General features: G+C 69.0%; 21 protein-coding genes. 17 read left to right on the forward strand and 4 right to left on the reverse strand.

Annotated features, from left to right (window positions below; all coding sequences use genetic code 11):
• The first annotated feature begins 251 nt into the window (after window positions 1–251).
• Genes IT182_10725 through IT182_10745 form a run of 5 tightly spaced genes read left to right on the forward strand, consistent with a single transcriptional unit; the run spans window position 252 to window position 8,046 of the window.
• A complete protein-coding gene (locus IT182_10725) occupies window positions 252–2,879 on the forward strand; it encodes a ComEC/Rec2 family competence protein (GenBank protein MCC6163806.1) in 2,628 nt (875 codons plus the stop codon).
• A 25-nt stretch (window positions 2,880–2,904) separates the two neighbouring features.
• A complete protein-coding gene (locus IT182_10730) occupies window positions 2,905–5,241 on the forward strand; it encodes a beta-galactosidase (GenBank protein ID MCC6163807.1) in 2,337 nt (778 codons plus the stop codon).
• Window positions 5,238–6,113 carry an ROK family protein gene (locus IT182_10735; GenBank protein ID MCC6163808.1) on the forward strand — a complete coding sequence of 292 codons (876 nt, stop codon included), beginning with the start codon at window positions 5,238–5,240 and terminating at the stop codon, window positions 6,111–6,113. Before IT182_10730 ends, IT182_10735 begins: the two co-directional genes overlap by 4 nt.
• The gene (locus IT182_10740) at window positions 6,110–6,880 is read left to right on the forward strand and encodes a sugar isomerase domain-containing protein (protein MCC6163809.1); all 771 of its coding nucleotides are present in this window, start codon (window positions 6,110–6,112) and stop codon (window positions 6,878–6,880) included. Before IT182_10735 ends, IT182_10740 begins: the two co-directional genes overlap by 4 nt.
• 32 nt (window positions 6,881–6,912) lie before the next feature.
• The gene (locus IT182_10745; protein ID MCC6163810.1) at window positions 6,913–8,046 is read left to right on the forward strand and encodes an MFS transporter; all 1,134 of its coding nucleotides are present in this window, start codon (window positions 6,913–6,915) and stop codon (window positions 8,044–8,046) included.
• Between the two features lie 12 nt (window positions 8,047–8,058).
• Here the strand turns inward: IT182_10745 and mazG are convergent, their stop codons facing one another.
• Complete coding sequence (mazG, locus tag IT182_10750; GenBank protein MCC6163811.1) at window positions 8,059–8,859, reverse strand: nucleoside triphosphate pyrophosphohydrolase; 801 nt, start codon at window positions 8,857–8,859, stop codon at window positions 8,059–8,061.
• A 29-nt stretch (window positions 8,860–8,888) separates the two neighbouring features.
• Between mazG and IT182_10755 the strand changes: the two genes are divergently transcribed.
• The 7 genes from IT182_10755 to IT182_10785 are packed head-to-tail and all read left to right on the forward strand — an operon-like array spanning window position 8,889 to window position 15,107.
• The gene (locus tag IT182_10755; GenBank protein ID MCC6163812.1) at window positions 8,889–9,179 is read left to right on the forward strand and encodes a DUF1844 domain-containing protein; all 291 of its coding nucleotides are present in this window, start codon (window positions 8,889–8,891) and stop codon (window positions 9,177–9,179) included.
• A gap of 1 nt (window position 9,180) precedes the next feature.
• Window positions 9,181–9,963 (forward strand): MBL fold metallo-hydrolase, encoded by a 783-nt coding sequence (locus tag IT182_10760; protein ID MCC6163813.1) that lies wholly within the window; start codon window positions 9,181–9,183, stop codon window positions 9,961–9,963.
• 35 nt (window positions 9,964–9,998) lie between these two features.
• Complete coding sequence (locus IT182_10765; GenBank protein MCC6163814.1) at window positions 9,999–10,934, forward strand: bifunctional riboflavin kinase/FAD synthetase; 936 nt, start codon at window positions 9,999–10,001, stop codon at window positions 10,932–10,934.
• A gap of 12 nt (window positions 10,935–10,946) precedes the next feature.
• A complete protein-coding gene (locus IT182_10770; protein MCC6163815.1) occupies window positions 10,947–11,327 on the forward strand; it encodes a hypothetical protein in 381 nt (126 codons plus the stop codon).
• 12 nt (window positions 11,328–11,339) lie between these two features.
• Window positions 11,340–12,755 (forward strand): cysteine--tRNA ligase, encoded by a 1,416-nt coding sequence (locus IT182_10775; protein MCC6163816.1) that lies wholly within the window; start codon window positions 11,340–11,342, stop codon window positions 12,753–12,755.
• Window positions 12,740–14,077: an acetyl ornithine aminotransferase family protein gene (locus tag IT182_10780; protein MCC6163817.1), complete on the forward strand. Its 1,338-nt coding sequence runs from the start codon at window positions 12,740–12,742 to the stop codon at window positions 14,075–14,077. Before IT182_10775 ends, IT182_10780 begins: the two co-directional genes overlap by 16 nt.
• Before the next feature lie 22 nt (window positions 14,078–14,099).
• Window positions 14,100–15,107, forward strand: a complete 1,008-nt coding sequence (locus IT182_10785) for a hypothetical protein (protein MCC6163818.1) — start codon at window positions 14,100–14,102, stop codon at window positions 15,105–15,107.
• A gap of 13 nt (window positions 15,108–15,120) precedes the next feature.
• Here the strand turns inward: IT182_10785 and IT182_10790 are convergent, their stop codons facing one another.
• Window positions 15,121–16,320 carry a DUF5009 domain-containing protein gene (locus IT182_10790; protein ID MCC6163819.1) on the reverse strand — a complete coding sequence of 400 codons (1,200 nt, stop codon included), beginning with the start codon at window positions 16,318–16,320 and terminating at the stop codon, window positions 15,121–15,123.
• 221 nt (window positions 16,321–16,541) lie between these two features.
• On the opposite strand from IT182_10790, the gene IT182_10795 reads away from it, so the two are divergent.
• Window positions 16,542–17,330: a sugar phosphate isomerase/epimerase gene (locus IT182_10795; GenBank protein MCC6163820.1), complete on the forward strand. Its 789-nt coding sequence runs from the start codon at window positions 16,542–16,544 to the stop codon at window positions 17,328–17,330.
• 32 nt (window positions 17,331–17,362) lie between these two features.
• Complete coding sequence (locus IT182_10800; GenBank protein MCC6163821.1) at window positions 17,363–18,781, forward strand: PQQ-dependent sugar dehydrogenase; 1,419 nt, start codon at window positions 17,363–17,365, stop codon at window positions 18,779–18,781.
• A 99-nt stretch (window positions 18,782–18,880) separates the two neighbouring features.
• Here IT182_10800 and IT182_10805 read toward each other — a convergent pair whose 3' ends face one another.
• Both IT182_10805 and IT182_10810 read right to left on the reverse strand, forming a co-directional pair.
• Entirely contained in the window at window positions 18,881–19,753 is an 873-nt protein-coding gene (locus tag IT182_10805; GenBank protein MCC6163822.1) for a hypothetical protein, read from the reverse strand.
• A gap of 214 nt (window positions 19,754–19,967) precedes the next feature.
• Complete coding sequence (locus IT182_10810; protein MCC6163823.1) at window positions 19,968–20,495, reverse strand: superoxide dismutase family protein; 528 nt, start codon at window positions 20,493–20,495, stop codon at window positions 19,968–19,970.
• Window positions 20,496–20,692: 197 nt separating this feature from the next.
• On the opposite strand from IT182_10810, the gene IT182_10815 reads away from it, so the two are divergent.
• The 3 genes from IT182_10815 (at window position 20,693) to prfB (ending at window position 24,819) form a co-directional block, all read left to right on the forward strand.
• Complete coding sequence (locus IT182_10815) at window positions 20,693–21,424, forward strand: hypothetical protein (protein MCC6163824.1); 732 nt, start codon at window positions 20,693–20,695, stop codon at window positions 21,422–21,424.
• 124 nt (window positions 21,425–21,548) lie between these two features.
• Window positions 21,549–23,399 (forward strand): DNA helicase RecQ, encoded by a 1,851-nt coding sequence (gene recQ, locus IT182_10820; GenBank protein MCC6163825.1) that lies wholly within the window; start codon window positions 21,549–21,551, stop codon window positions 23,397–23,399.
• A 291-nt stretch (window positions 23,400–23,690) separates the two neighbouring features.
• Window positions 23,691–24,819 (forward strand): peptide chain release factor 2 gene (gene prfB / locus IT182_10825; protein MCC6163826.1). Its coding sequence is split into 2 segments (ribosomal slippage): window positions 23,691–23,759 and window positions 23,761–24,819, totalling 1,128 coding nucleotides; the frame shifts between segments, so codons are not numbered across the junction.
• The last annotated feature ends 21 nt before the right edge of the window (window positions 24,820–24,840 follow it).

Raw genomic sequence — 24,840 nt, forward strand, 5'->3', positions numbered from 1 at the left:
CCCCCCCCCCCCCCCCGGCCCCGGCCCGCGACATTCCTGGCGTGACGAACGGGTTGAAACCCGTTCGCTCCATCCAAAGGGGCCCATTCGCTCATCCGAAGGGGCCCGTGCGCTCCGTCTCGAAAGACGTCGCCATTTCAGATGGAGGCCAGGGGCTTCAGCCCCCTGGCGCAGGCGTGACGTCGCGCGGTTTCTGCAACGTTGACGGGCTCGCGGTTGGCAGTGTCTGCCTCCATCGGCGGCGACTGCGCGTGTGTGACGCGCGATTGTGCGCGGTGGCGATCGGCATCGGCCTTGCTCTGGCGACCGGCATGTCGCCGCTGGTACGTGGCGTCGTTGCGCTGATTGCCGGTTGTGTGGCCGGCAGCTTCGTCGCGCTCACACCGGAGATGGCGGTTCGCGCCGCCGGTCTGGCCCTGGCCTGCCTCATCGTCTGTGCGCGCCTGGGATGGGGTGGCCACGCGCGTGTGGCGATAGTGGGTGCGATGGCTGGCGCACTCGGACTCGGCGCCGCACTCACGGTCCTCGCCGAAGACCGCGCGTGGGCACCCCGCAACATCGACATCGACGCGCTCGCTGACGCGACATCGCGAGGCGACATCGTCGTGCTGTCTGGCGTGGCTCGCCGCGACGCGTGGCTGTCGGACACCGGTGCGCCATCGCTCGACCTGCGCGTCGACGGCATCAAGTGGGACGGACGCTGGCACGCCACGGACGTGGGCGTGCGTCTCACGATCTCCGGCGATGCGGCGGTGGACCTTCGCGACACGTGGACGCGCGGGCGACGGGTCGAGGCGCCTGTGTCGTCGCTGCGCCGTCCGCTGCCGTATCGCAACTTCGGGATGCCTGACGCGGAACGAGTGCTCGCGCGTCGCGGCATCCGCGTGTTCGCGACGGTCAAGAGCGCGTCGCTCGTGGATACGCAGCCAGCGCCGTGGTGGGAGGAGCGCGCCGCAGACGCCCGCCACGCGATTCGGTCCGCCGTGGCCCGTCACGTCGACGATCCGATCGCCGCCGCGACGGTGACGGCGATTCTCATCGGCGACAGGAGCCGACTGCCGGACACACTGGTGCGCGATCTGCAACACGCGGGCGTGTATCACGTGGTGGCGATCTCGGGCGGCAATGTCGCCATCTGGCTCGCGTTGCTCCTGTGGCTGCCGCACGCGGCAGGTGCGGGCACGCGTGTCGGCATGGCGTGGCTCGCGGCCGGCCTGCTCGTCTTCGCCGTCATCGTCGATGGCGGTGCGTCTGTCGCGCGGGCCGTGAGCGTTGCCGCGCTCGTCGTGGCCGCGCGCTGGTGGGACATCCGAATCGCCGGCGCACAGGCGCTCGCCGTTGCGGGGGCGATGCAGATCGCCATCGACCCGCTCGCCATCCACGACCCGGGCTGCGTGCTGTCGTTCGGTGCCGCGGGTACGCTCATCTTCATCGCGTCGTGGCCGGCGTCGGAGTCGCACGCCGCGTTCGGAACGCGGCCGTCATGGGCACGCCGCCTCGGCACCGCGACAGCCATGATGGTGCTCGCGACGTGCCTCATCGAACTCGTGTTGCTGCCCATCAGTGCGCGCTGGTTCAGCATCGCCACGGCGGCGGGCCTGCTCGCGAACCTCCTGGCCGTCCCGGCGATGGCCGTGGTGCAGGTGACCGGACTCGGCCTGCTGGCGGCGGCGGTCGCGTGGCCGTGGGCCGCTGTGGTGCTCGGCGCGATCTCCGCAACGGGCGTCCACGCACTCCTGCGCAGCGCCGACATCCTGGTGGTGGCGCCATGGCTGGTGCGCGAAGTGCCCGCACCGTCGATCGCCGTACTCGGTGCGTACTACGCGGCGCTGGGCGTGGCGCTCACGACGGCCCGCGCGATTGTCGGCGCACGACGGCACGCCGGACTGCGCACCAGACTGCGGAGTGGCGTGCCGACTCTCGCATGGGCGTGTGCCGCGGGAACCGTGACGTCGCTCGCGTGCCTCACGTGGATCGTGACGGCTGGCGTCGAACGCAGCGCGCCGTCTCCATGGACGTGGCCTGTTGCATCGCACTGGCAGCACGCGAGCTGGCCCCACGAGCACTGGCTGCTCATCACGATGCTCGACGTGGGGCAGGGCGACGCGACGGTCGTCAGGTTTCCGTCCGGAAGGACGTGGCTCGTTGACGCCGGCGGCAGCATGGGCGAGTCGTTCGACATCGGCGCGCGAGTCACGACGCCGGCGTTGTGGGCGCTCGGCCACCGCCGGATCGACAGGGTTGTCGTGACGCATCCGCATCCCGACCACGCAGGCGGGATGTCGACGGTGATACGGCGTCTCGCCCCACGCGAACTGCTCATGGGCGTCCCCGTCGAGGGCGATCCCCACCAGACCGCTCTCGTGCGGGCCGCCGCTTCCCGGGGCACGCGCATCAGATGGGTCGCGACGGGGGAGTCGCTCGCCGAAGGTCCCGTGTCGGTGCAGGTGCGGCATCCCGAGCGGCCCGACTGGGACCGCCCGCGCGTGCGCAACGACGACTCGGTGGTCCTCTGGATCCGTCTCGGAGACGTGGGGATCCTGCTACCGGGCGACATCGGCGCGCAGGTGGAATCGCACGTCGCGGCACGCGTCACGCCGGCACCGATCTCGGTCCTGCGGCTCGCCCACCATGGCAGCGCCTCGTCGACGACGCGCGAGTCGCTCGAGACGCTCGACCCGGCGCTCGCGATCGTGTCGGCCGGGCGCGGCAATCGCTTCGGCCATCCTGCGCCATCGGTCCTCCGCCGCCTCCACGAGGCGGGCACCGGCGTGCTCCGGACCGATCGCGACGGGGCCATCCAACTGGCCACCAACGGCCGAGTCGTGCTCGTCAGGACGGCGACCGGTGGCGCGATGAGCCTCCCGTCGCGGCGGTGATGCCTTCCGCGGTATAGTCCGCCGCGTGATCCACGGTACAGGTCACCAATGGGCGCGGCGCGACGTGCTGCGAACGCTCGGCGTCGGCACCGCGAGCCTGCCGTGGCTGCGCGTGTCGGCCGCGCCGACGCAGCCGCGTGAGGCCATGGCGTTCACGACCACGCCGGTGCTGCCGATGGCCGTGTGGTACGGAGGCGGGAAGGCGCGCGCGCCGATGGTCGAGCGAGGGGCGCGGCCGAAGAAGGACGCCTGGCGCGACGACGTCCGCCAGATCCGCGACCTCGGCTTCAACACGCTGCGCGCCTGGATCGACTGGGCCAGTGGCGAACCGGAAGAAGGCCGCTACGAACTCGAGACGCTCGAGGTGCTGCTCGAACTCGCCGAGGAGCACGGCCTGCGCCTGCTGCTGCAGGTGTACATGGACTCGGCGCCGGCCTGGGTCGGCGTCAAGCATCCCGACGCCCTGTTCGTGTCGTCGAACGGACAGGCGATCGTGCCGGAGAGTTCGCCCGGCTACTGTCGCGATCATCGCGGCGTGCGCGACGCCGACGTGGCGTTCTACGCGGCGCTCGCCGCCAGGGCCCGTCAGAGTCCAGCCTTCCTCGGTTGGGATCTGTGGAGCGAGCCGCACGTCATCAACTGGGCCAATCCGACGTGGATTCCCAATCCGGAGTTCTGCTACTGCCCGCACACGCTGGCGCGATTCCGACAATGGCTGCAGCGCCGGTACACGACGCTCGACGCGCTCAACGAGGCCTGGTATCGCCGGTTCCGCAGCTGGGATCAGGTGGAGCCGAGCCGATTGAGCACGATCCTCTCGTACACCGACTACATCGACTGGAAGACCTTCATCGTCGCCAAGCTCGGCGAAGACCTCCGCGATCGGTACGAAGCGGTCAAGCGCGTGGCGCCCGATACCGTCGTCACGAGCCACGCCGCCGGCGTCGGACTGTTCGCGTCGCCTCACCACTGGGAAGGCCAGGCCGACGACTGGACGATGGCGCGGCAGGTGGACTACTACGGCGCGTCGTTCTATCCGAAGCACTCGGCCCTGGTCGATCGCGACGTGCCGTGGCGGGCGGCGCTGCTCGACTTCACCCGCTCGTTCGGCTACGACCAGGGCCGACGCGGCTTCTGGATCGGCGAACTGCAGGGAGGCTTCGGCACCATCGCCGTCAACGTCAGTCCGCCCGTCACGGCGCGCGACCTGACGATATGGACGTGGTCCGCGCTGGCGCGCGGCGCCAAGGGCATCAACTACTACGCCTGGTACCCGATGAACTCGGGCTACGAGGCGGGCGGCTTCGGCCTCAATCACCTCGACGGCACCATCACCGAGCGGGCCCGCGCGGCTGGGGCCATCGCCCGCGTCGTCGATCGGCACCAGTCGTTGCTGCTCGAGGCGCGACCACCACGAGCCGAGGTCGCGATCCTCTACAACCCGCTGGCGCACTTTGTCGGCGGCAGGCAGCGCGCGGCCTCCTACGGCGGGCCGCAGGGCGAGGTGATCGGCATCGAGCGCGACTCGCTGCTCGGCGTCCATCGCGCGTTGTTCCCGCACAACGTGCCGCTCGACTACGTCCACGTCGATCATCTCGACCCGACACGCCTCGAGCAGTATCGCGTCGTCTTCTTTCCGTATCCGCTGATGTTCCGCGAGGCCGTCGGCCCTGTGCTGCGCGCGTACGTGGAGGGCGGCGGCACGCTGGTGACCGAGGCTCGACTCGGCTGGAGCAACGAGCGCGGGTACGCATCCGACCGCATCCCGGGTATGGGGCTGTGGGAGGTCGTCGGCGCGCGTGAAGCGGCGGTCGAGACGGTCCAGGGCAAGGCCGCGCAGATGCGCTGGGTCGGCGACGACATCCCTGGCTTCGCGCCGGAGACGATGCTGGCGGGACGCTGGTATCGGGAGACGCTCGAGCCCATGGACGCGTCGGCGCGCGTCGTCGCGCGCTGGGAGGACGGCACGGCCGCCGCGATCGTGGCGTCGCGCGGACGTGGCCGGACGCTGATGCTCGGGTCGTACGTCAGCGCGGCGTACCAGACCGGGCCGACGCCGGAAGCTGCGCGATTCTTCCGCGCGCTGGTCGATTGGGCAGGCGTACGCTCGCCGATCGAGGTGACGGGCGGCCCGCTGGAGGTGCGTCACCTCGAACGCGGCGCCGACGTCGTCCTGTTCGTGTTCAATCACGCATCGACGAGCGCGCCATCGCTGATTCGCCTGCGCCGCACGAGCCAGGCCACGGTCACCGACCTGGTCAGCGGTGGGGCCGTGAGTGCCACGCACGACGGCGACGTCCTGGCGATTCCGCTGACGCTTCCGGCGGGCGAGGTGCGCGTCCTGAAGGCGTCGCCGGCATGACCCACGTCCTCGCGATCGACGCCGGGGGCACCAAGACCGCCGTCGCCGTCGTCGACCAGACGGGACGCGTGCGCGAGCGCCGGCAGGTCGCCGCCGCGCGTACGTTCGACGCCACCGTCGAGCAGATCGCCGCGGCGGCCGCGACCGCGACCGGGGTCGCCGCAATCGGCGTCATCGTGCCGGGGATCTACGACGCGCGCGACGGCACGGCGTGGTGCCCGAACCTCTGGGGCGACGCCCACGTCCCACTGCGCGACGCCGTGCGGGCTCGGGTCGCGCTGCCGCTGGCCATCGACTGCGATCGGTCCGGCTACGTGTCGGGCGAAGCGTGGTGCGGCATCGCGCGTGGCGCGTCGGACGTCGTGTTCGTGGCGATCGGCACCGGGATCGGCGTCGGCATCCTCGCCGGCGGCCATGTCGTCGCCGGTGCGCACGGCATCGCGGGGGCGGCCGGCTGGTCGTCCCTGCTCGACACGTGGAAGGACGACTACCGCACGTGTGGCTGCTGGGAGGGAGAGGCGGCCGGCCCGGCCCTCGCGCGTGCGTTCGGGGTGCCGTCGGCCGCGGACGTCGTCTCGGCCGCGCACGCCGGCGATGCCAGGGCTCGCGACGTCCTGCTCACCGCGGCGCGCCATACCGGCCGCGGCATCGCCAACATCGTCAGCCTGCTCAATCCCGAAGTGGTGGTGCTCGGCGGCGGTGTGATGCAGGGCGCCGCGCCCCTCGTCCTCGACGCCATCCGCGACGAGGCCGCGCGCTGGGCTCAGCCGATCGCCTTTCGGCGCTGCCGCATCGAACTCACGACTCTGGGCGAGAACGCCGGCCTGCTCGGCGCCGCTCGCCTTGCCCTGGACGAGGCCATCCACTCATGACTGCCATCGCGTACTTCGACCGAATCGACGACATTCTCCGCTCCATCCGGACCACGCAAGCCGACGCGCTCGTCCAGGCCGGCACGCTGCTCGCAGGAACGATTGCCGGCGGTGGCCGCGCGTACCTGTTCGGCAGCGGCCACTCGGTGATCCCCGTGATGGATGTGTTTCCGCGCTACGGCAGCTTCGTCGGCTTCTTCCCGCTCTACGACCCCCGGCTGATGTGGTCCAACGTCGTCGGACCTCATGGGGCCCGCGAACTGCTCTGGATCGAGCGGCGCGAAGGCTACGTGCAGCAGTTCCTCCAGAGCTACCCCATGGACGGCCGCGACGCGTTGGTCGTTTTCTCGCATGGCGGCCTCAACGCCGCGCCCATCGAAGCGGCCCGATACGCGCGCGAGCGCGGTACCCGTGTCGTCACGGTGTCGTCCCATGCCAACGCCGCGGTGGCGGCGCGCACGCATTCGACCGGCACGGCGCTGTCCGACCTTGCCGATATCGCCATCGACAACGGCGTCGCGCCCGAGGATGCCCAGGTCGACGTCGGGCGCCTCGAGAAGGTCGCGGCGGGCTCGACGATCGCCGTTGTCGCCATCGCGATGGCGCTCGTTGCCGAGACGGGCGCGCAACTGGCCGCCCGGGGGCACGCCCTGACGACCTTCGTGTCGCCGAACGTGCCGGGTGTGCAGGCCGACCACAATCTCCGCGTCTTCGATGCCTACGCGCGCGCGTGGTTCGAACGCGGTCCCGATCCCGTCGTCCGATGACGACGGCCGGGCATGTTGGCCGACTGACCGCCGTGGCGCACGGTGCCATGATGGTCTTCGGCATCGTCATGGCGCTCATCGGCGCAGTCACGCCGGCCCTGGCCGGTCGTGTCGATCTGGAGATCGCCGACATCGGCCGCCTGTTCCTCGCGATGAACGCCGCGATGCTCGCTGCCAGTCTCGTGCTGGGCGTCGTCGTCGATCGCGGCGGACTTCGCATGCCGATGGTCGCCGGGGCCCTGCTCGTGGCCGGTGGCCTGTTCACCGTCGCGCACGCGGCGGGCACGCAGGCGCTGGTCGTCGGCGTCGTCGCGCTCGGTGCCGGTGGCGGTGCGCTCAACGGCGCGTCGAACATCCTCATCGCCGACCTGCACGAGGACGAGCACCGCAAGAGCGTGGCGCTCAACAGGCTCGGCGTGTTCTTCGGCATCGGCGCCGTCGTGATGCCGTTCGCGGTGAGCTTTCTCGTGGCACACGTCGGTCTGGGCGGTGTGCTTTCGGCCGCGGCGGTGCTGTGCGTCGCGCTCGGTCTCAGTGCGATCCTGTTCGCGTTTCCGCTGCCCAAGCTGCCCCAGGGACGACCGCTCGCCGCGCTGCCCCGGTATCTCCGCCAGCCGGTCGTGCTCGCCCTCGGCGTGCTGCTGTTCTTCCAGTCGGGCAACGAGTTCCTGCTGGGTGGCTACATCGCGAACGTGCTCACGCGCGATCTCGGCGCCTCTGTCACGACGGCCTCGTTGTGGCTGGCCGCGTTCTGGAGCGCCATCATGGTCACGCGGCTGGCGATGGGGCAGATCCTGGCACGCGTCAGTGGCCCGCGCGTCGTGGTCGTCGCGGCGCTTGGCGCGGCCGTGGCCTCTGTCGGCGTGGTCGTGGCGCCAACGCCGCTGATCGCCGGGCTGGCCGCGACGTCGGCAGGTCTCCTGCTGTCGCCGATCTTCCCGACGGTGCTGGGTGTGGCGGGAGCGCGCTATCGCGAGCAGTCCGGCGCGGTGTTCGGCGTGCTGTTCGCGGTGGCCCTCACCGGGGGCATGACGATGCCGTGGCTCGCGGGGCACCTGGCGGCCCGGACGGGATTGCGATGGGTGTTCCTGCTCGCGGCGGCCAATTTCGTGATGGTGGCGATGGCGATGCGTCTGGTGGACCGCACGCTGCACCGTTGGCGCTGATCGCGGGACCGCTCACGCCTCGTCGCGCTTGGTGGCTTGCCACGCGTCTTCCATCTGATCGAGCGTCGCCTCCCCGAGCGGCAGACCCGCGCCGGCGAGTCGCGCTTCGACGGAGCCGAACCGGCGGATGAACTTCAGGTTGGCGCGGCGCAGGGCCGTCTCCGCGTCGACGTCGAGCTTGCGCGCGAGATTGGCGATCACGAAGAGGATGTCGCCGATCTCGTCTTCGATCGCGTCACGATTGCCTGACGCGATCGCCTCCTCGACTTCGCGCGTCTCCTCGGCGAGCTTGTCGAGCACCGCCTCGGGTGTGGGCCAGTCGAAGCCGACCTTCGCCACACGGCCGCAGATCGTCCGCGCACGCACGAGTGCCGGTTCCGCCAGCGGAATGCCGTCGAGCAGGCTCTCCGGACGATCGCCGCGCGCCGCCTTCTCGCTCGCCTTGATCGCGTCCCATTGCCCCTTCACCTCGTCAGGCGTGAGCGCGACCTCGCGAGCGAACACGTGAGGGTGTCGTCGCACCAGCTTCTCGCACACGGTCTCGAGTGCCGCGGTTACGTCGAAGCCGCCCTCGTCCTGGCTGACCTGCGCGAGGAACACGCCCTCGAACAACAGGTCACCGACTTCCTCCTGCAGACCATCGGCGTCCTCGCGCTCGATCGCGTCGACCACCTCGGCCGCCTCTTCGAGCACGTATCGCGCGAGGCTCTTCAGCGTCTGCTCGCGGTCCCAGGCGCACCCGTCGGGGCCCCGCAGGCGCGCCATGATGTCGACAAGTTTCGAGAAGGCGGCGCCGGCGTCGGAGGAGGGCATGGCGACTGAGGGCCGTATGCTAGCATCCGATGATGACCCAGCCGGCCGACGCTTCCCTGACGTTCGTGAGCTACATCTCGGGCCTCGTGCTGGCGGCGTCTGTCTACATCGGCGACGAGCCCGACCCCATGACCGGGCTGAAAGCGGTGAACCTCACCTCCGCGGGTCATGCGATCGACGTGCTGTCGATGCTCCACGAGAAGACGCGCGGCAACCTGACCGATGACGAGCGACGGCTCCTCGAGGGCGCGCTGTACGAACTGCGGATGAAGTACGTCGAGGCCGCCGGCAAGGGTCCATCGCGCATCGTCACTCCGTAGCGTGCGCATCACGTTTCTCGGCACGGGCACGTCGCAGGGCATCCCGGTCATCGGTTGCGACTGCGCGGTGTGCCGCTCATCGGCTCCGGAAGACACGCGATTCCGCGCGTCGGTCGTCGTCTCACAGGACGATGGGACGTACGTGCTGGTGGATACGACACCGGACCTGCGGAGCCAGGCGCTCGTGCAGGGGCTCACGCAGGTCGATGCGGTCGTCTACACGCACAGCCACGCGGACCATATCTTCGGGCTCGACGAACTGCGTCGCTTCATCGCGCTTCGAGGGGGCGGTACGCTCACCGTCCATGGCGATACGGAGACGATGAACGATCTGCGGCGCACGTTCACGTACGCGTTCGAGTCGCCGGCGGAACTCGGCGGCGGCGTGCCGCGACTCGTGGCATCGGTGGAAGACGGCCCGTTCGTCATCGGCGACACGGAGTGGATACCGGTACCGATCTTCCACGGGCGCCGCCTGATCAACGGCTATCGCATCGGCGGATTCGCGTACCTCACCGACTGCAGCGGTATCCCCGAGACGTCGTGGCCGCTGCTCGACGGGCTCGACGTCCTCGTCGTCGGCGCGCTGCGCGAGACGCCGCACCCGACGCACTTCTCGCTCGACGAGGCGATTGCCGCCGCGCGCCGCACCGGTGCGAGGCGCACGCTCTTCACGCACATGTGCCACGACCTCGGGCATGCGGAGACCAACGCGCACCTGCCCGAGGGAATGTCGCTGGCGTATGATGGCCTGTCGGTCACCCTGCCCGGCACGTCACCATGACAGACGTACGACCCGGCACACGCCTGCGAGTGGAGGTGGCTCGCTATCCAGAGGATCCGCCGCGCCCCGCGCGCTGGCCGTATCCCGTCGTGGCGCTGGGCAACTTCGACGGACTCCATCGGGGACACCAGAAGATCCTCGAACGGGTCTGCCGGCAGGCGCGCGAGAAGCACGGCACGCCGCTCGTCATGACGTTCGACCCGCATCCACCGCGCGTGCTGCGGCCGGACAAGGCGCCGCCGCTCCTGATGACCAGCGCACAGCGGATCGAGGCCCTGGCGCGCGCCGGGATGGAGGGCGTGGCGCTGGTGCGCTTCGACATGGACCTCGCGCGCCTCGATCCCGACACGTTCGTGCGCCGCGTGCTGGTGGAGTGGCTGGGCGTGGCCGAGGTGTGGGTCGGTGGCAACTTCCTGTTCGGTCGCGATCGCACGGGGAACTTCTCGCTGCTGCGTGAGCTCGGCCAGTTGTATGGGTTCCGCGTGGAGAAGATCGATCCGGTCCGCTACAAGGATTTCGTGGTCAGCAGCACGCGCGTGCGACGGCTCATCGCGGAAGGCCGTGTGGACGAGGCGGGCGCTCTGCTCGGCCACCACTATTGCATCGACGGGACAGTGGTCCCCGGCGCCGCGCGCGGCCGGCAGATCGGATTCCCCACGGCCAACATCACGACGGAGAACGAACTGCTCCCGCCGCACGGCGTGTACGCGACGACGCTGACCGTCGACGAGCGGATCCATGCGGCGGTGACCAACATCGGCGTGCGGCCCACCTTCGAGTCTGGCGGTGAGGTGAGCGTCGAAACGCACCTGCTCGACGTCAATCCCGACCTCTACGGTGCGCGTGTCAGGCTCGCGTTCGTGCAGCGTCTGCGTGGCGAGCAGGCGTTTGCGGGCGTCGACGCGCTCGTGGGCCAGATCACGCAGGATGTGGCGGCGGCACGGTCGGTTTTCGAGCGCTTTTCGCTATAGAATCCCCTCGGTATGACACGGTCTTCCGAGGCAGCGTCCGCGCTGCCCTTGTCGCTGACGTACGCGCCTGACGGGCGCATGGCCGATGCCGTGCGCGCGCTGGCGACGCGCGTGGGCGCGCTGGCGGGAGCCTCGGACCGGGCGCAGGCGTTCGCGGCCACCGTGCAGGCGGCGGTGGACTGGGTCACCACCGAGCGGGCGTCTATCGCCGGCGACGTCGCCATGGTGTTCGACAGCGACGGCGAGACGCTTCATGGCGATCTTCGCTGGAGCACGACGCGTGGCGCGCCGGCGCCACCTTTCCACACCTGGGCCGCCGCGACGGGCGTCGACGTGGCCTGTGACGTTTCAGACGCCGAGGTCCGCTGCCGCGTGACCTGCCGCTGCGCCTGAGCGCCCGAGTCCATGCGCCTCTACAACACCCTCACGCGCCAGGAAGAAGATTTCGCCCCGCAACGTGACGGCATCGTCCGCATGTATGCGTGCGGGCTGACCGTCTACGCGCGCGGCCACATCGGCAACTTCCGCACGTTCATGGCGGTGGACCTGCTGCGTCGCACGCTGCGTCACGTGGCGGGTTACCACGTCCATCACGTCACGAACTTCACCGACGTCGACGACAAGACGATTGCCGAATCGCAGAAGGCGGGCGTCCCGCTGCGCGAGTACACCACGCGCTTCATCGAGTACTTCCGCGAGGACGCCGCCACGCTGGGGCTCGAGTCTCCCGAAGACACGCCGCGCGCCACCGACGAGCCGAACCTCGTGGCCATGGCCGGCATGATCGCCGCGCTCGAGGAGCGCGGCCATACGTATCGCAGCGACGGCTCGATCTATTTCAAGATCGCGACACTGCCGCAGTACGGCCAGCTCGCGCGGCTCGACCACGCCGGCATGAAGAGCGGCGCGCGCGTCGACAGCGACAAGTACGAGAAGGAAGACGCGCGCGACTTCGTGCTGTGGAAGGCCACCACGCCCGACGAGCCGACGTGGGATTGCGGCGTGGGTCCCGGACGTCCGGGCTGGCACATCGAGTGCTCCGCGATGGCACTACGCCTGCTCGGGCCCGGTCCGATCGACATCCACTGCGGCGGCGTCGACCTGATCTTCCCGCACCACGAGAACGAGATCGCGCAGGCCGAAGGCGCCACCGGTCGGCAGTTCTCGCGCGTCTGGTACCACGTCGAGCACCTGCTCATGGACGACGGCGAGAAGATGTCGAAGTCGCTGGGCAACGTGTTCACGATCGGCGACATCCTCGCGCAGGGCTTCAGGGCGTCGGCGCTGCGGTACCTGCTGATCTCGGTGCACTACCGCAAGCAGTTGCGCTTCTCCTGGGCCACGTTGCAGCAGGCCGAGGAAGCGGTGCGGCGCCTGTTCGATTGCGTCGGACGCCTCGAACGCGTGACGAGCGGCACGGGCATCGACGGCTGGTCCGCGCGCCTCGACGCCGCGCGCGCCGACTTCCGCGAGAAACTGCTGGCCGACGTCAACGTGCCCGGCGGGCTCGGTGCGGTGTTCGAACTGCTGCGCGAAGCCAACGCCGCAATCGACGCCGGGACGATGTCGCGTGCCGACGCCGATGCGACGCTCGTGTTCTTCGACGAGTGCGACACGGTGCTCGGCGTGCTCGCGCTGCGACGGGCCGAGGAGGCCACGCCTCCTGTGCCGCTCGACGAGATCGAGACCTTGATCGCGGCGCGCGTAGAGGCTCGCCGCATGCGTGACTTCGCGCAAGCCGATCGGATCAGGGCGGAACTCGACGCTCGTGGCGTCGTGCTCGAAGACGGCCCGACAGGCACGACATGGAAGCGAAAATGAGCCCGCTGCCCCAATCACCGCTGCTGCGAACGCCGCTGCCTGGCCCGAACGCCATGGCCATCGTGGAACGCGATCGCGCGGTGGTGTCGCCGTCGTATACGCGGGGCTACCCGTTCGTGATGGCGCGCGGCGAAGGGGCCATGGTCGAAGACGTGGACGGCAACGTGTTCCTCGACTGCGCCGCGGGTATCGCCGTGAACTCCACCGGGCACGCCCATCCCGACGTCCTGGCGTCGATCGTGGAGCAGGCCGGCCGCTACCTCCACATGTCGGGGACGGACTTCTACTACGAGCCGCAGGTGCGCCTCGCGGAGGTGCTGTCCGCGATCGTGCCGATGCCGGGGCCGTGTCAGTCGTTCTTCGGCAACTCGGGTACCGAGGCCAACGAGGCGGCCATCAAGCTCGCGCGCTACCACACGCGCCGCCCGTTCCTCGTGGCGTTCATGGGGTCGTTCCACGGCCGCACCCTCGGGTCGCTCTCGCTCACGGCGAGCCGTGCGGTACAGCGCAAGGGGTTCGGTGCCGTCACGTCGCCCGGCGTGTTCCATGTGCCGTACCCGGACGTGTATCGGGACGGCCCCGGCGCGGTGGCCGCGTCGCTCGCGTTCCTCGAAGAGCGTATCTTCCTGCAGCTTGCCGCACCCGACGAGGTTGCGGCGATCGTCGTCGAGCCGATCCAGGGCGAAGGTGGGTACCTGGTGCCGCCGCCGGAGTTCCTGCAGGGACTGCGTGCGATTGCGGACCAGCACGGCATCCTCCTGATGGTGGACGAGGTGCAGTCGGGCATGGGTCGCACGGGCCGGATGTACGCCGTCGAGCACGCGGGCGTGCAGCCCGACGTGATCACGATGGCCAAGGGCATCGCGTCGGGCCTGCCGCTCGGCGTGGCGACGGCGCGTGCGGGCGTGATGGACTGGACGCCAGGCGCGCACGCCAGCACGTTCGGCGGCAACCCCGTGTCGTGCGCGGCAGCGCTCACCACGATCCGCCTGCTGCAGGACGGCCTCGTGGCCAACGCCGCCGACGTCGGTGGATTCCTGCTCGACGGCCTGCGCGACCTGCAGCAGAAGCACGCGATCATCGGCGACGTACGCGGGAAGGGACTGATGGTTGGCGTCGAACTCGTGAAGGACCGCACGACGAAGGTGCGCGCGTCCGCAGAGCGCGACAAGGTCGTGGACGAGGCGTTCTCTCGCGGCCTGCTCATCCTCGGCGCGGGCCGCAACACCATCCGCTTCTGTCCGCCGCTCGTCCTCTCGCGCGCGCAGGCGCGTACCGCCATCGACATCCTCGATGCGTCGCTCACGGCCGTGTGCGGCTGAGATGTTCGCAAGGAGACCGCCCATGAACCGTCGTTCGATGCTGAAGCGTGCTGCCGCCGCCACGGCGGCTGTCGCCGCACACGGAACGCTGTCGTCGCTGGCAGCACAGGAGGGGACCGTGCTTGGACAGGGGGCGTTCCGCTATCGACAGGTGACCGATTGGGGACGTCTGGACCCCGGTCAGGTGCCCGTGAAGGACTGTCACGCCATCACGGAGAACCGCGCTGGCGAGATCGTGCTGCTCACCAACGAGACCCGTAACAACATCGTGACGTATACGAAGGACGGGCGGCTCGTGGGCACGCGCGAGAACCGCTTTCCCGCGGCGCACGCGCTGGAGTTCGACGAGCGCGGCAGCGAGCGCTTGTGGATCACGGACCATCAGCTATCGGTGATCTCGCTGCTCACGCCGGACGGCAGGGAAGAGCGGCGGCTGGAACCGTCGGCCTTGAGCGCCAGGTATCCGGACCCGAGCAAGTACCACGCGACAAACGTCGCCGTGATGCCCGACGGCGACTTCTACATCAGCGACGGCTACGGTTCGCACTTCATCCACCACTTCGATCCGGAGTGGCGATACGTCGCCACGTTCGGCGGCGCGGGCACCGAGCCCGCGAACCTGAAGCAGCCGCACGCGATCTGGCTCGACACGCGTCGCGGCAGGCAGGAACTGCTGGTGTGCGACCGCGGCAACGCGCTGTTGAAGTGGTTCTCGCCAAACGGCGCACTCCTGCGCGTGGTGCCGGTGCCCGGATCGCAGCCGAGCAACATCGCACCCATGGCCGACGGCCACATCGCGATCGCCAGCCTCAACGCGATGATCCTGATCCTCGACCGCGACGACCGCGTCGTCTCCGTCGTCGGCGGCCAGCCGCCCGTCTACGAGAACGGCACGCTCGCCCCGCTCGCCCCGGATCCACAGACCCCGTTCATCCACCCGCACGACGTGTACGCCGACAGCACCGGCGCCCTCTACGTCGCGCAGTGGAACTCGAAGCAGACCTACCCCCTCAAATTCGCACGCGTCTGAGACCGTCGGAGTACTAGAGTCTGATGAAGATCCTGCGCTGGTAGAGCCAGGCGCAGATGGCGATCCACAGCAGCGCGTAGGCGATGGAGTGGGCGAGGGAGGCGAGCGGGGGCGACGGGACGAGGGGCGCGAAGATGTGCGCCTGGGCCCAGTCCCATGACGAGATGCGCGTGCCGTCGGGGCCGGCGATGGTCCAGAGGCGCGACAGGACGCGCGAGAAGAGGCCCGACGCGAGATACGCGAAGATCGAGTTGGTGCCGAGCACGATGAACGGCATCGTCCATCGCGGCGGCGTTGCGTCCGTCCTGTTGCGGTCCACGAGCCAGAGGCACGCGGCGAGCGACAGGAAGCCGAGTCCCGCCGTGTAGAGCACGAAGCTGCTCGACCACAGCATCTTGTTGATGGGGACGACCCAGGCGCCCGTCACCGCGGGTTCGCCGATGATGCCGAAGCCGATCAGCGGCTGGAACCCGCCCCAGACCCAACCCACTGCGACGCCAATCGCGCCAACGGCAGCGAGGCGCCCGATCGTCTTTGTCGTGAGACCCGCGCCGAGCATCCACGACGCCAGCATGCCCGCCTGCAGCGTCACGATGGCGGGGATGGACGACAGGAGGCCGTTGGCGTCCCACGTGTGGCCGCCGTATCCGAGGTGCCGGCCCATCGTGAGCCGGTCGAGCCACGCCGTCCAGTTCTGCGACGCGAACGCCTCGGTCATCGGCACCACGCCCACACCCGGCACCGGCACGAATGCAAGCAGCACCCAGTAGCCCACGAGGATGACGCCCGCGACGATGGCCTGGACGCGCCGGGAGGCGTAGAGGAGGAGAGCCGTGCCGGCGAGGTAACAGAACGCGATGCGCTGCAGCACGCCGGGGATGCGGAACGTCTCGAGTGTCGAGTTGAGGAACGGGAAGTTCTTCTCGAAAACACCCAGCGCGAAGAGGATGAGCGCGCGCGTGAGGGCGTGCCGCATGATGTCGGCATTGGTGGCGCCCTGCCGCCGCCGACTCGCGATCGAGAACGGCATCGCGATCCCGACCATGAACAGGAAGAACGGGAAGATCCAGTCGGTGGGCGTGGCGCCATCCCACGGCACGTGCTGGAGCGCCGCGTACCCGTCGTGGTTGCCCTGCTTGTTGACGAGCATCATCGCCGCGATGGTCGCGCCGCGGAGCACGTCGAGAGACTGAAGCCGTGTTGCCTGCGCCACGCGAAGCCTTTCTCGTCGCACCGGTTGCCGGTTGCCCACTGCCGGTTGCCGGCGAAGCCGCAGTGTACTGTACGATTCGCCGCATGACTCATGCTCGCGATTCCCGTGACACGTCACGACGTGCGTTCCTGGCGTCGGGGCTCGCTCTTCCCGCCGCCGCGGCCCTGACCGGTGTCTCCGCGACGCCCGCCGCCGCCCAGGCCCAGGCCTGGCGTCACGTGCTGAAGATCGGCGCGGTGACCTACAACATCGCGAAGGACTGGGACGTTCCGACGATCATCAAGAACTTCACGACGGTCGGGCTCGACGCCGTGGAACTGCGCACGACGCACGCGCACGGCGTGGAGCTGTCGCTCTCGCCCGCGCAACGCGCCGACGTGCGCGCCCGCTTCGCGGCGTCGGCGGTGAAGATCGGCGGCCTCGGCAGCACGTGCGAGTACCACGCGCCGGATCAGGCGGTGCTGCGTCGGAACATCGAGGAGACCAAACAGTGGTGCCAGCTCGCGCGCGACGTCGGCTCGCCGAGCGTGAAGGTCAGGCCGAACGGCCTGCCGAAAGAGGTGCCGGAGGAGAAGACGCTGGAACAGATCGGTCGCGCGTTGCGCGAGTGCGGCCAGGCGGCCGTTGAGGCAGGCGTACGCATCCAGGTCGAGGTTCACGGTCGCGAGAGCGAGCGGATCCCGCGCATGGTGAAGATGCTCGACTACGCCGATCGCCATCCGGGGGTCTGGATCTGCTGGAACTCGAACTTCACCGATCTGATGGACGGCGGCTTCGACAAGAACTTCGCGCTGCTGAAGTCGCGCATCGGGCAGGTCCACATGCGCGATCTGTACGTGGAGGAGTACCCGTTCCAGCGCCTCATCGCGAGCCTGCAGGAGATGCGGTTCGACGGCTACTGCTTCGCCGAACTCGGCGAGGAGTCGTGCGACGGCGTCCGCGTGCTCAGGTATTTCCGCGGCATGTTTCGCCAGATGGAGGGCCTCGTCACGCCGCCGCTGGAGGCGTAGCGCGGCCGCAGATCCTGTTACGCTATCGCGCCATGCTTCTTCGCCTCATCGCTCTCTCGACCGGTTTCGCGGTGCTCGTTGCGGCGCCGTTGCTCGTAGCGCAGTCACCCACGCCTCGGCGCGATGTCGCCAAGGTGTGGACGGACGTCTGTGCCAGTTGTCACGGCGCCGGCATGCAGGGAGCGCAGGCACCCAGCATGCTGGACGATGTGTGGACGACGGGGAGCGGGGATGACGCGTCGCTGGCGGAGGTGATCAAGAACGGGAGAATCGCCAACGGCATGCCGGCGTTCGGCACGCTGCTCACCGACGAGGAGATCCGCGCGATGGTGGTCTACATCCGCGAGACCGCCGGCAGGGCGAAGACAGCGGCTACCACGTTCGCCGCGCCTGCCGCCAACGTCACGGTGCAGAGCGAGAAGCACGCCTTCAAGCTCGAAACCGTCGTCGAGGGGGTGGACACGCCGTGGGGCCTGGATTTCCTGCCCGACGGACGCATGCTCATCACCGAGAAGGGTGGCGCGCTGCGTGTCGCGAGTGCGACGGGTGTGCTTGCGCCGACGCCGGTGCAGGGCGTGCCGGCCGTGTGGTCGAAGGGACAGGGCGGCCTGCTCGACGTGGCCGTGCATCCCGAGTACGCGAAGAACGGCTGGATCTACCTGTCGTACAGCGACCCGGGTGAGAACGATTCCGCGATGACGGCCGTCATCCGCGCGAAGCTGAAGGGCAACGCGCTCGTGGACGTCCAGCAGTTGTTCAAGGCGCCGGCGTCCACGTATCGCAATGGCACCGTCCACTTCGGTTCGCGCTTCGTGTTCGACGGCAAGGGCCACGTCTTCTTCTCGATCGGCGAACGGGGGCAGGGCGCCGACGCGCAGGATCTGACGCGTCCGAACGGCAAGGTGCATCGCATCAACGAGGACGGCTCGATCCCCGCCGACAATCCCTTCGTCGACCGCGCCGATGCCATCAAGAGCATCTGGTCGTACGGCCATCGCAACCCGCAGGGGCTTGCGCAGCAGCCGGGCACCGGCGCGCTCTACGACGTCGAGCACGGACCGCGCGGCGGCGACGAACTGAACCTCGTCGAAAAGGCGAAGAACTACGGCTGGCCGGTGATCACCTACGGCATGAATTACAACGGCACGCCGATGACCGACAAGACGGCCGCGCCGGGCATGGAGCAGCCTGTCACGTACTGGGTGCCGTCGATCGCCGTCTCCTCGACGATGTTCTACACGGGGACGAAGTTCCCCGCGTGGCAGGGCAACCTGCTGGTGGGCTCACTGGCCGCACAGGAACTGCGTCGACTCGAGCTCACGCCGGCTGGCGTCACGCAGGAAGTCCTCTTCAAGAACATCGGCCGCCTTCGCGACGTCGTCGTCGGCCCTGACGGCGCGATCTACATCGCGTTCAACCAGCCGGACAGGATTGCGCGGATCGTTCCCTGATTCGGGCACCGGGCACCGGGCATCGGGCACCGGATCGATGGACTCCGGTTGGATGGAGCGAATGGGTTTCAACCCGTTCGTCAGGCACCGGACGTCGATTCACTCCGACCGGCCGTAGGCGACCAACAGCTCTCCGCTGACGATCATCGCGACGGCGACGAGCGTGGAGGTGGCGGGGCGGCCTTCCGTGAGGCGGGAGGCGGCAAGGGCGACGAGCGCCTGCACGGGGGCCTGCGCGGAGAGCACCCACAACGGCAGGCGCGTGAGGGCGGCGAAGCGGAAGAGGAACAGGCAGATCAGCACCACGGCGCCGAGCGTGGCCAGCGCAAGGAACGACGGATCGCGCGGCAGGGCGAGCGGGCGTGCGAGGAGCACGGCGAGTGTGACGAAGCCCGCGGTGTTCACCCAGTGGCGGCCGATGGTGAGTGTGACGGCCCCGTCGACGCCCATGTCGCGCGCCACGAGCTTGGCAACGATGTAGCCGTCCAGCGAGGCGATCACGTAACAGGATGCTGACGCGAGTCCGCTGCTGCCGATCGCGCCCGTCCACACGATCAGCAGCCCACCCGCCAGCGCGAGTGCCGCCCCGGCCAGCCCGCTGCGCGTCCACGTCTCGCGCAGGACGAGGATGGCGACGGGCACCTGCACCACCCAGTCGAGCCGCGTGAGGAACACGTACTCGGCTACGCGCGGACTGCGCGACAGACCCACGTAGTACGCGACGCCCGCCACGAGAAACCCCGCGAGACTGACGACCGCGTGCGTGCGCAGCGGCACGCTGCGCAATTCCCGCCACGCGGCCGCCACGCGACCGCGTGCTCGCGGGACTGCAAGCAATCCCACCAGCAGCAGGCTGCCGACCCCGTAGACGACCGCCGTCCCCACCAGCAACGACGACCGCGCCATCACTGCCGCCACGATGAACGGCGACAGCCCCGCCAGGACGTGGGACAGCAGGCCGAGGGCAGACACGGGAAAAAGGGAAAAAGGGGAAATGGGTAAAGGATAAGGACAGCGACAAAGGGGCAAGGCGAAGGGACAAAGGAAGCCGAAGCGCAAAGAAGGGGAAGCAAGGCGCCGATGGTGGCGGCTCGGGGCGCCTTCTCTTTCAGCTTTCGCGTTTGGGCTTTCTCCTTATTCGCCTTTCACCTTTGTGACTGTCCTTATCCTTTGGACTTTGGACTTTTCACTTTGACTGAATCGTTCCGCAGACGATTCTGTCGCCGGCGTTTCCGGCCGGGTCCGTCTTGAGGTCGTCGGCCTTGGCGTGGATCACGAGGGCCGTGCCGCCGTTGGTGAAGAGGGAATTGGGGCCGGGGCCGAGCGTGACGGCGGTGTTGGTGATGGTGGCTTCGAGCGTGCCGTCGGCCTTCACAGTGACGTTGGGCATGTCGCCGGCGTGGTGTCCGGCAGGGTTGTCGATGCCGTGCTGCTTGCTGGCCGGGTTGAAGTGCGGACCGGCCGACGTGAAGCCCGGGCCTTCGCACTTGGCGACGGCGTGCAGGTGGATCGCGTGCTCGCCCGGCGGCAGGTTCCTGGCCGACACCGCGATCGACACGCCGTCACCCGCGGGCGAGATCATCGCGTGGCCGACCGATTGGCCCTGGCCGTTCTGCAGGTTCACGTGAATCATCCGAGGGGTCTGCGCGGCACCGACCATCCCGAAGACGAAGAGGGCTGCGGTTCCGGCAATGAGGCCAAGCTGGGATTGCATCTGTCTCTCCTTGCGTCACCCCCGGACCGTCCGGGAGCACTTCCATCCTCCCCATCGTACCGGTTCCGGGCCTGCGTCGCTGGCGCAGGTGGGTGTCAGACCCCGTCTGCCCGCCTCGTTCTCGGCGCATGTCCGCCGCGCATGTTGCTCTCGACCGTTCATGGTGGTAGGCTGCGCGAGAGGCGAAACAAAAACGAATGTCTCTTCCGCGCTTCCGTGCCGATCTCGATGCGTTGCTGCAGCCGTACAGGTTCGACAGGCCACCCGCCGACCCTGTCCCTGCCAACAGCCTGCTGTCTACAGGCGTCGCCGGCCTCGACGTCACGATTGGCGGCGGGTGGCGACGCGGGCAGGTGTCGGAAGTCGTTGGGGCGTCTCCGTTCGCGCGGATGCGCGTGCTCACCGCCACGCTCGCGGCGGCCACGGCACGAGGCGAGCTCACGGCGTGGATCGACACCGTCGATCGCGGCGAACCCGCGAGCATGGCCGCGGCCGGCGTACCCCTCTCGCACGTCGTGTGGGTACACGGCAGGCCGCTCTCGGCGGGCGTGCTGGCGTTGCGTCCCCGGCGTGGCGATCCGGACCTCACCCAGACGGCCGTGCAGCGCGCGCTTCACGCGACGGAACTGATGGCGCAGGCCGGCAGGTTCGGCGTCGTGGTGCTCGACCTCGGCGACATCCCCGCGTTCGCGCTGCGCGCGGTACCGACGTCCGCATGGGTACGCCTGCATCGCGCGGTGGAGGGGCGGCGCACGGCGCTGGTGGTGCTCGGCGCACAGCCCATCACCCACAGCGCGAGTGGCGTGTCCGTACGCGTGCAGAGCCGCACGCGCGGCGAAGCGACGCCGCCGGCAGTGGTGCCGCTCACCCATCAGCCGCCGCGCCGGCGCGGCGTTGATGCAGCTGTCCGGATCGCCATGGCCGGCTGATGCTCATCCGACCCGGTTGCCGGTTGCCCGTTGCCGGTTGCCGGCCAAGACCCTGAGCGAATGAAGTGAGTCGAAGGGCCGGTGTCAGGTGCCCGGTGCCCGGTGCCCGGTGCGTTCGGAGACAATGAACGCCATGACGTCGGCCGCGCCTCCATCGCCGCTCGAGGACATCCTCACGCGGTATTGGGGCTTCACCGGATTCCGCCCGCATCAGCGTGAGGTGATGGAGGCGATCCTGGCTGGACGCGACTCGTTGCTCGTCATGCCGACGGGCGGTGGCAAGTCGCTGTGCTTCCAGGCGCCGGCCCTGCTGCGGCCTGGCCTGGCGCTCGTCGTGTCGCCCCTGATCTCGTTGATGAAGGACCAGGTGGACAGCCTGGAGGCCAACGGCGTGTCGGCCGCCTGCTACAACAGTGCGCTCGACGAGGGACAGAAGCGCGAGGTAGTGCAGGGCGTTCGCGACGGACGCACGCGATTGCTCTACGTGGCGCCGGAACGGCTGGTGGGCGAGGGCGGCGATCGGTTCGTGCGCTGGCTCGCGCAGGTCGGCGTCAGCTTCATCGCGGTGGACGAGGCGCACTGCATCAGCCAGTGGGGCCACGACTTCCGTCCGGAATATCGCAGGCTCGGGCAGCTCCGCACGCTGCTGCCGGGTGCCAGCATCCACGCGTTCACGGCAACGGCCACCGCTCGCGTGCGCCGCGACATCGTGTCGCAACTCGGGCTGCGTGACGCGCTCGAGGAAGTGGGGTCGTTCGATCGGCCGAACCTCGTCTATCGCGTGCTGATGCGCGATCAGCTGAAGAAGCAAGTCCTCGACGTCCTCGATCGCCATCGCGGCGACGCCGGCATCGTCTACTGCCAGTCTCGTAAGGAAGTGGATACGCTTTCGGCGTGGCTCACCAACGAAGGCTGGCGCGCGCGGCCGTATCATGCCGGACTCACGGCCGAGGAGCGCGAGCGGAACCAGGACGCCTTCCTCACCGAGCAGGCAGACATCGTGGTGGCGACCGTCGCGTTCGGGATGGGCATCCACCGGTCGAACGTGCGGTTCGTGATCCACGCCGGATCGCCGCAGTCGCTCGAGCACTACCAGCAGGAGTCGGGCCGCGCGGGCCGCGACGGCCTCGAAGCCGAGTGCGTGCTCCTGACGTCGGGCATCGACTTCCTCAAGTGGCGCACGCTGCTCGAGAAGAACGGTGAGCTGACAGATTCGGCACAGGGGCTCCTGCGCGACATCGAGCGCTACTCGGCGAGCACGCTGTGCCGGCACCGCCATCTCGTGCAGTACTTCGGCGAGCCCTACGATCGCGACGACTGCGGCGCGTGCGACGTCTGTCTCGGCGAACTGGAACTGGTGGATGAGCCTGTGACGACCGCGCGGAAGGTGCTGTCGTGCGTCGCGCGCGTCGAACAGCGCTTCGGCGCGGCCCACGTGGCCAACGTGCTCGTGGGCAAGGCCACCGAGGCGGTCAACGCACGCGGGCACGCGCAGCTGAGCACGTTCGGCTTGTTTGCCGGCGTGCCGGTGCCGGAAGTGCGCGGGTACATCGAGCAGCTCACGGCGCTCGGCTTCCTGCGCCAGACGCCGGGCGACTATCCCGTGCTCGTGCTGTCGCCGGAGGGCCGCACGCTGATGCGCGACGGGACGACGGACGCGCCGTTGACGCTGTACCGGCAGAAGCGCCGCACCAGGGAATCGATGCCGCGCCGGTCGCGCGTGGAGACAGAGTCGTGGGAAGGCGTGGACCGCGCGCTGTTCGACCGTCTCCGCGAGGTGCGCCTGACGCTGGCCCGAGCGCGCGGCGTGCCGCCGTACGTGATTTTCCACGACACCACGCTGCGCGAGATGGCCCGCCATCGCCCCACGACGGACGCCGCGCTGCGCGACATCTACGGCGTCGGCCAACGCAAGGCCGACGATGTGGGCCCCCTCTTCCTCGAGGCGATCCAGGCGGCCCTGCGTGGCGGGTAGGGCCGGCCCTCCGGGCCCGGCCGCACACGTGTCGCCCGCCGCGTCTCTGGCGGCCATCCCGCGACTTCAGGTAGCCTTTGTTGGTTGTGGACTCGCGTTGAGAGCGCGGGTCCTGTCGCCGGACAGCCCACCCGTCCTCCTCGCCAAGAGCGCTGGTACGGGAGGGGCTTGTCGGCACGGGCGGAGCGGCCCCCGTCAGGCGCCACCCGTGCCCGTGGCGGTTGAGCGTGTCCCGCGTTCGTCATTCGGCATTCGTTCCGCATTCGTCATCGAGGTTTCCCTGTGGCATTCGTGAAGGAAGAGGCGTACAAGCGGCTGGACGATCTGCAGCAGCGGGCAGTGGAACTCGGGAGGTATCTTTGACGCCGCTCGACCCGAGCTGGAGCTCGCACGCATAGAGGCGCAGGCCAGTGCGCCGGATTTCTGGAACAACCAGGCCGAGGCGCAGAAGGTGCTGCAGCGCCGGCGCAGGCTTGACGAGGACGTCACGCTCCTGAGGTCGCTCCGTCAGCAGACCGAGGATCTCGCCGTCCTGCGCGAGTGGCTCGACGCGGGCGAGGACGTTGGCGCCGATCTCACGCGCGGGCTCGACCAACTGGAGACGGCGGTCGAGGCCGGCGAGGTCAAGAAGATGCTCGGCGGCGAGCACGACCTCAAGAACGCCATCATCACCGTCCATCCGGGCGCGGGCGGCACCGAGTCGCAAGACTGGGCCGAGATGATCCTGCGCATGTACCTGCGCTGGGCGGAGCGTCGCGGCTTCAAGCGCGAGCTGCTCGAAGCACAGCCGGGCGACGAGGCGGGCATCAAGAGCGCCACGCTGACGATCACCGGCGAGTTCGCCTACGGCCTGCTCGCGGCGGAAGCCGGCGTTCACCGGCTGGTGCGCATCTCGCCGTTCGATCAGGCGGCGCGGCGGCACACCTCGTTCGCGTCGCTCCACGTCTGGCCCGAGTTGCCTGACGATGTGGACATCGTGGTCGACGACAAGGACTTGCGCATCGATACGTATCGATCGAGCGGCGCCGGCGGGCAGCACGTCAACGTCACCGACTCCGCCGTCCGCATCACCCATCTCCCGACCGGCATCGTCGTGTCGTGCCAGAACGAGCGGTCGCAGCACAAGAACAAGGACGTCGCGATGAAGGTGCTGCGCTCGCGGCTCTACGACATGAAGCTGAAGGAGCAGCAGGCCGAGCTCGATCGTATTGGCGGCGAGAAGAAGGACATTGCGTTCGGCAGCCAGATCCGCAGCTACGTGCTGCACCCGTACCAGATGGTCAAGGACCATCGCACGAAGTACCAGGAGGGCGACGTCACCAACGTCCTCGACGGCGACATCGACAGTTTCATCAAGACCTACCTGATGGCCAAGGCGTCAGGCACGCTGGGCGTTCCCACAGCCGACGACGACGCGTAGGGGCGCGATACGGACGGCGTG

The organism is Acidobacteriota bacterium (assembly GCA_020845575.1).
Lineage (GTDB): Bacteria > Acidobacteriota > Vicinamibacteria > Vicinamibacterales > Vicinamibacteraceae > Luteitalea.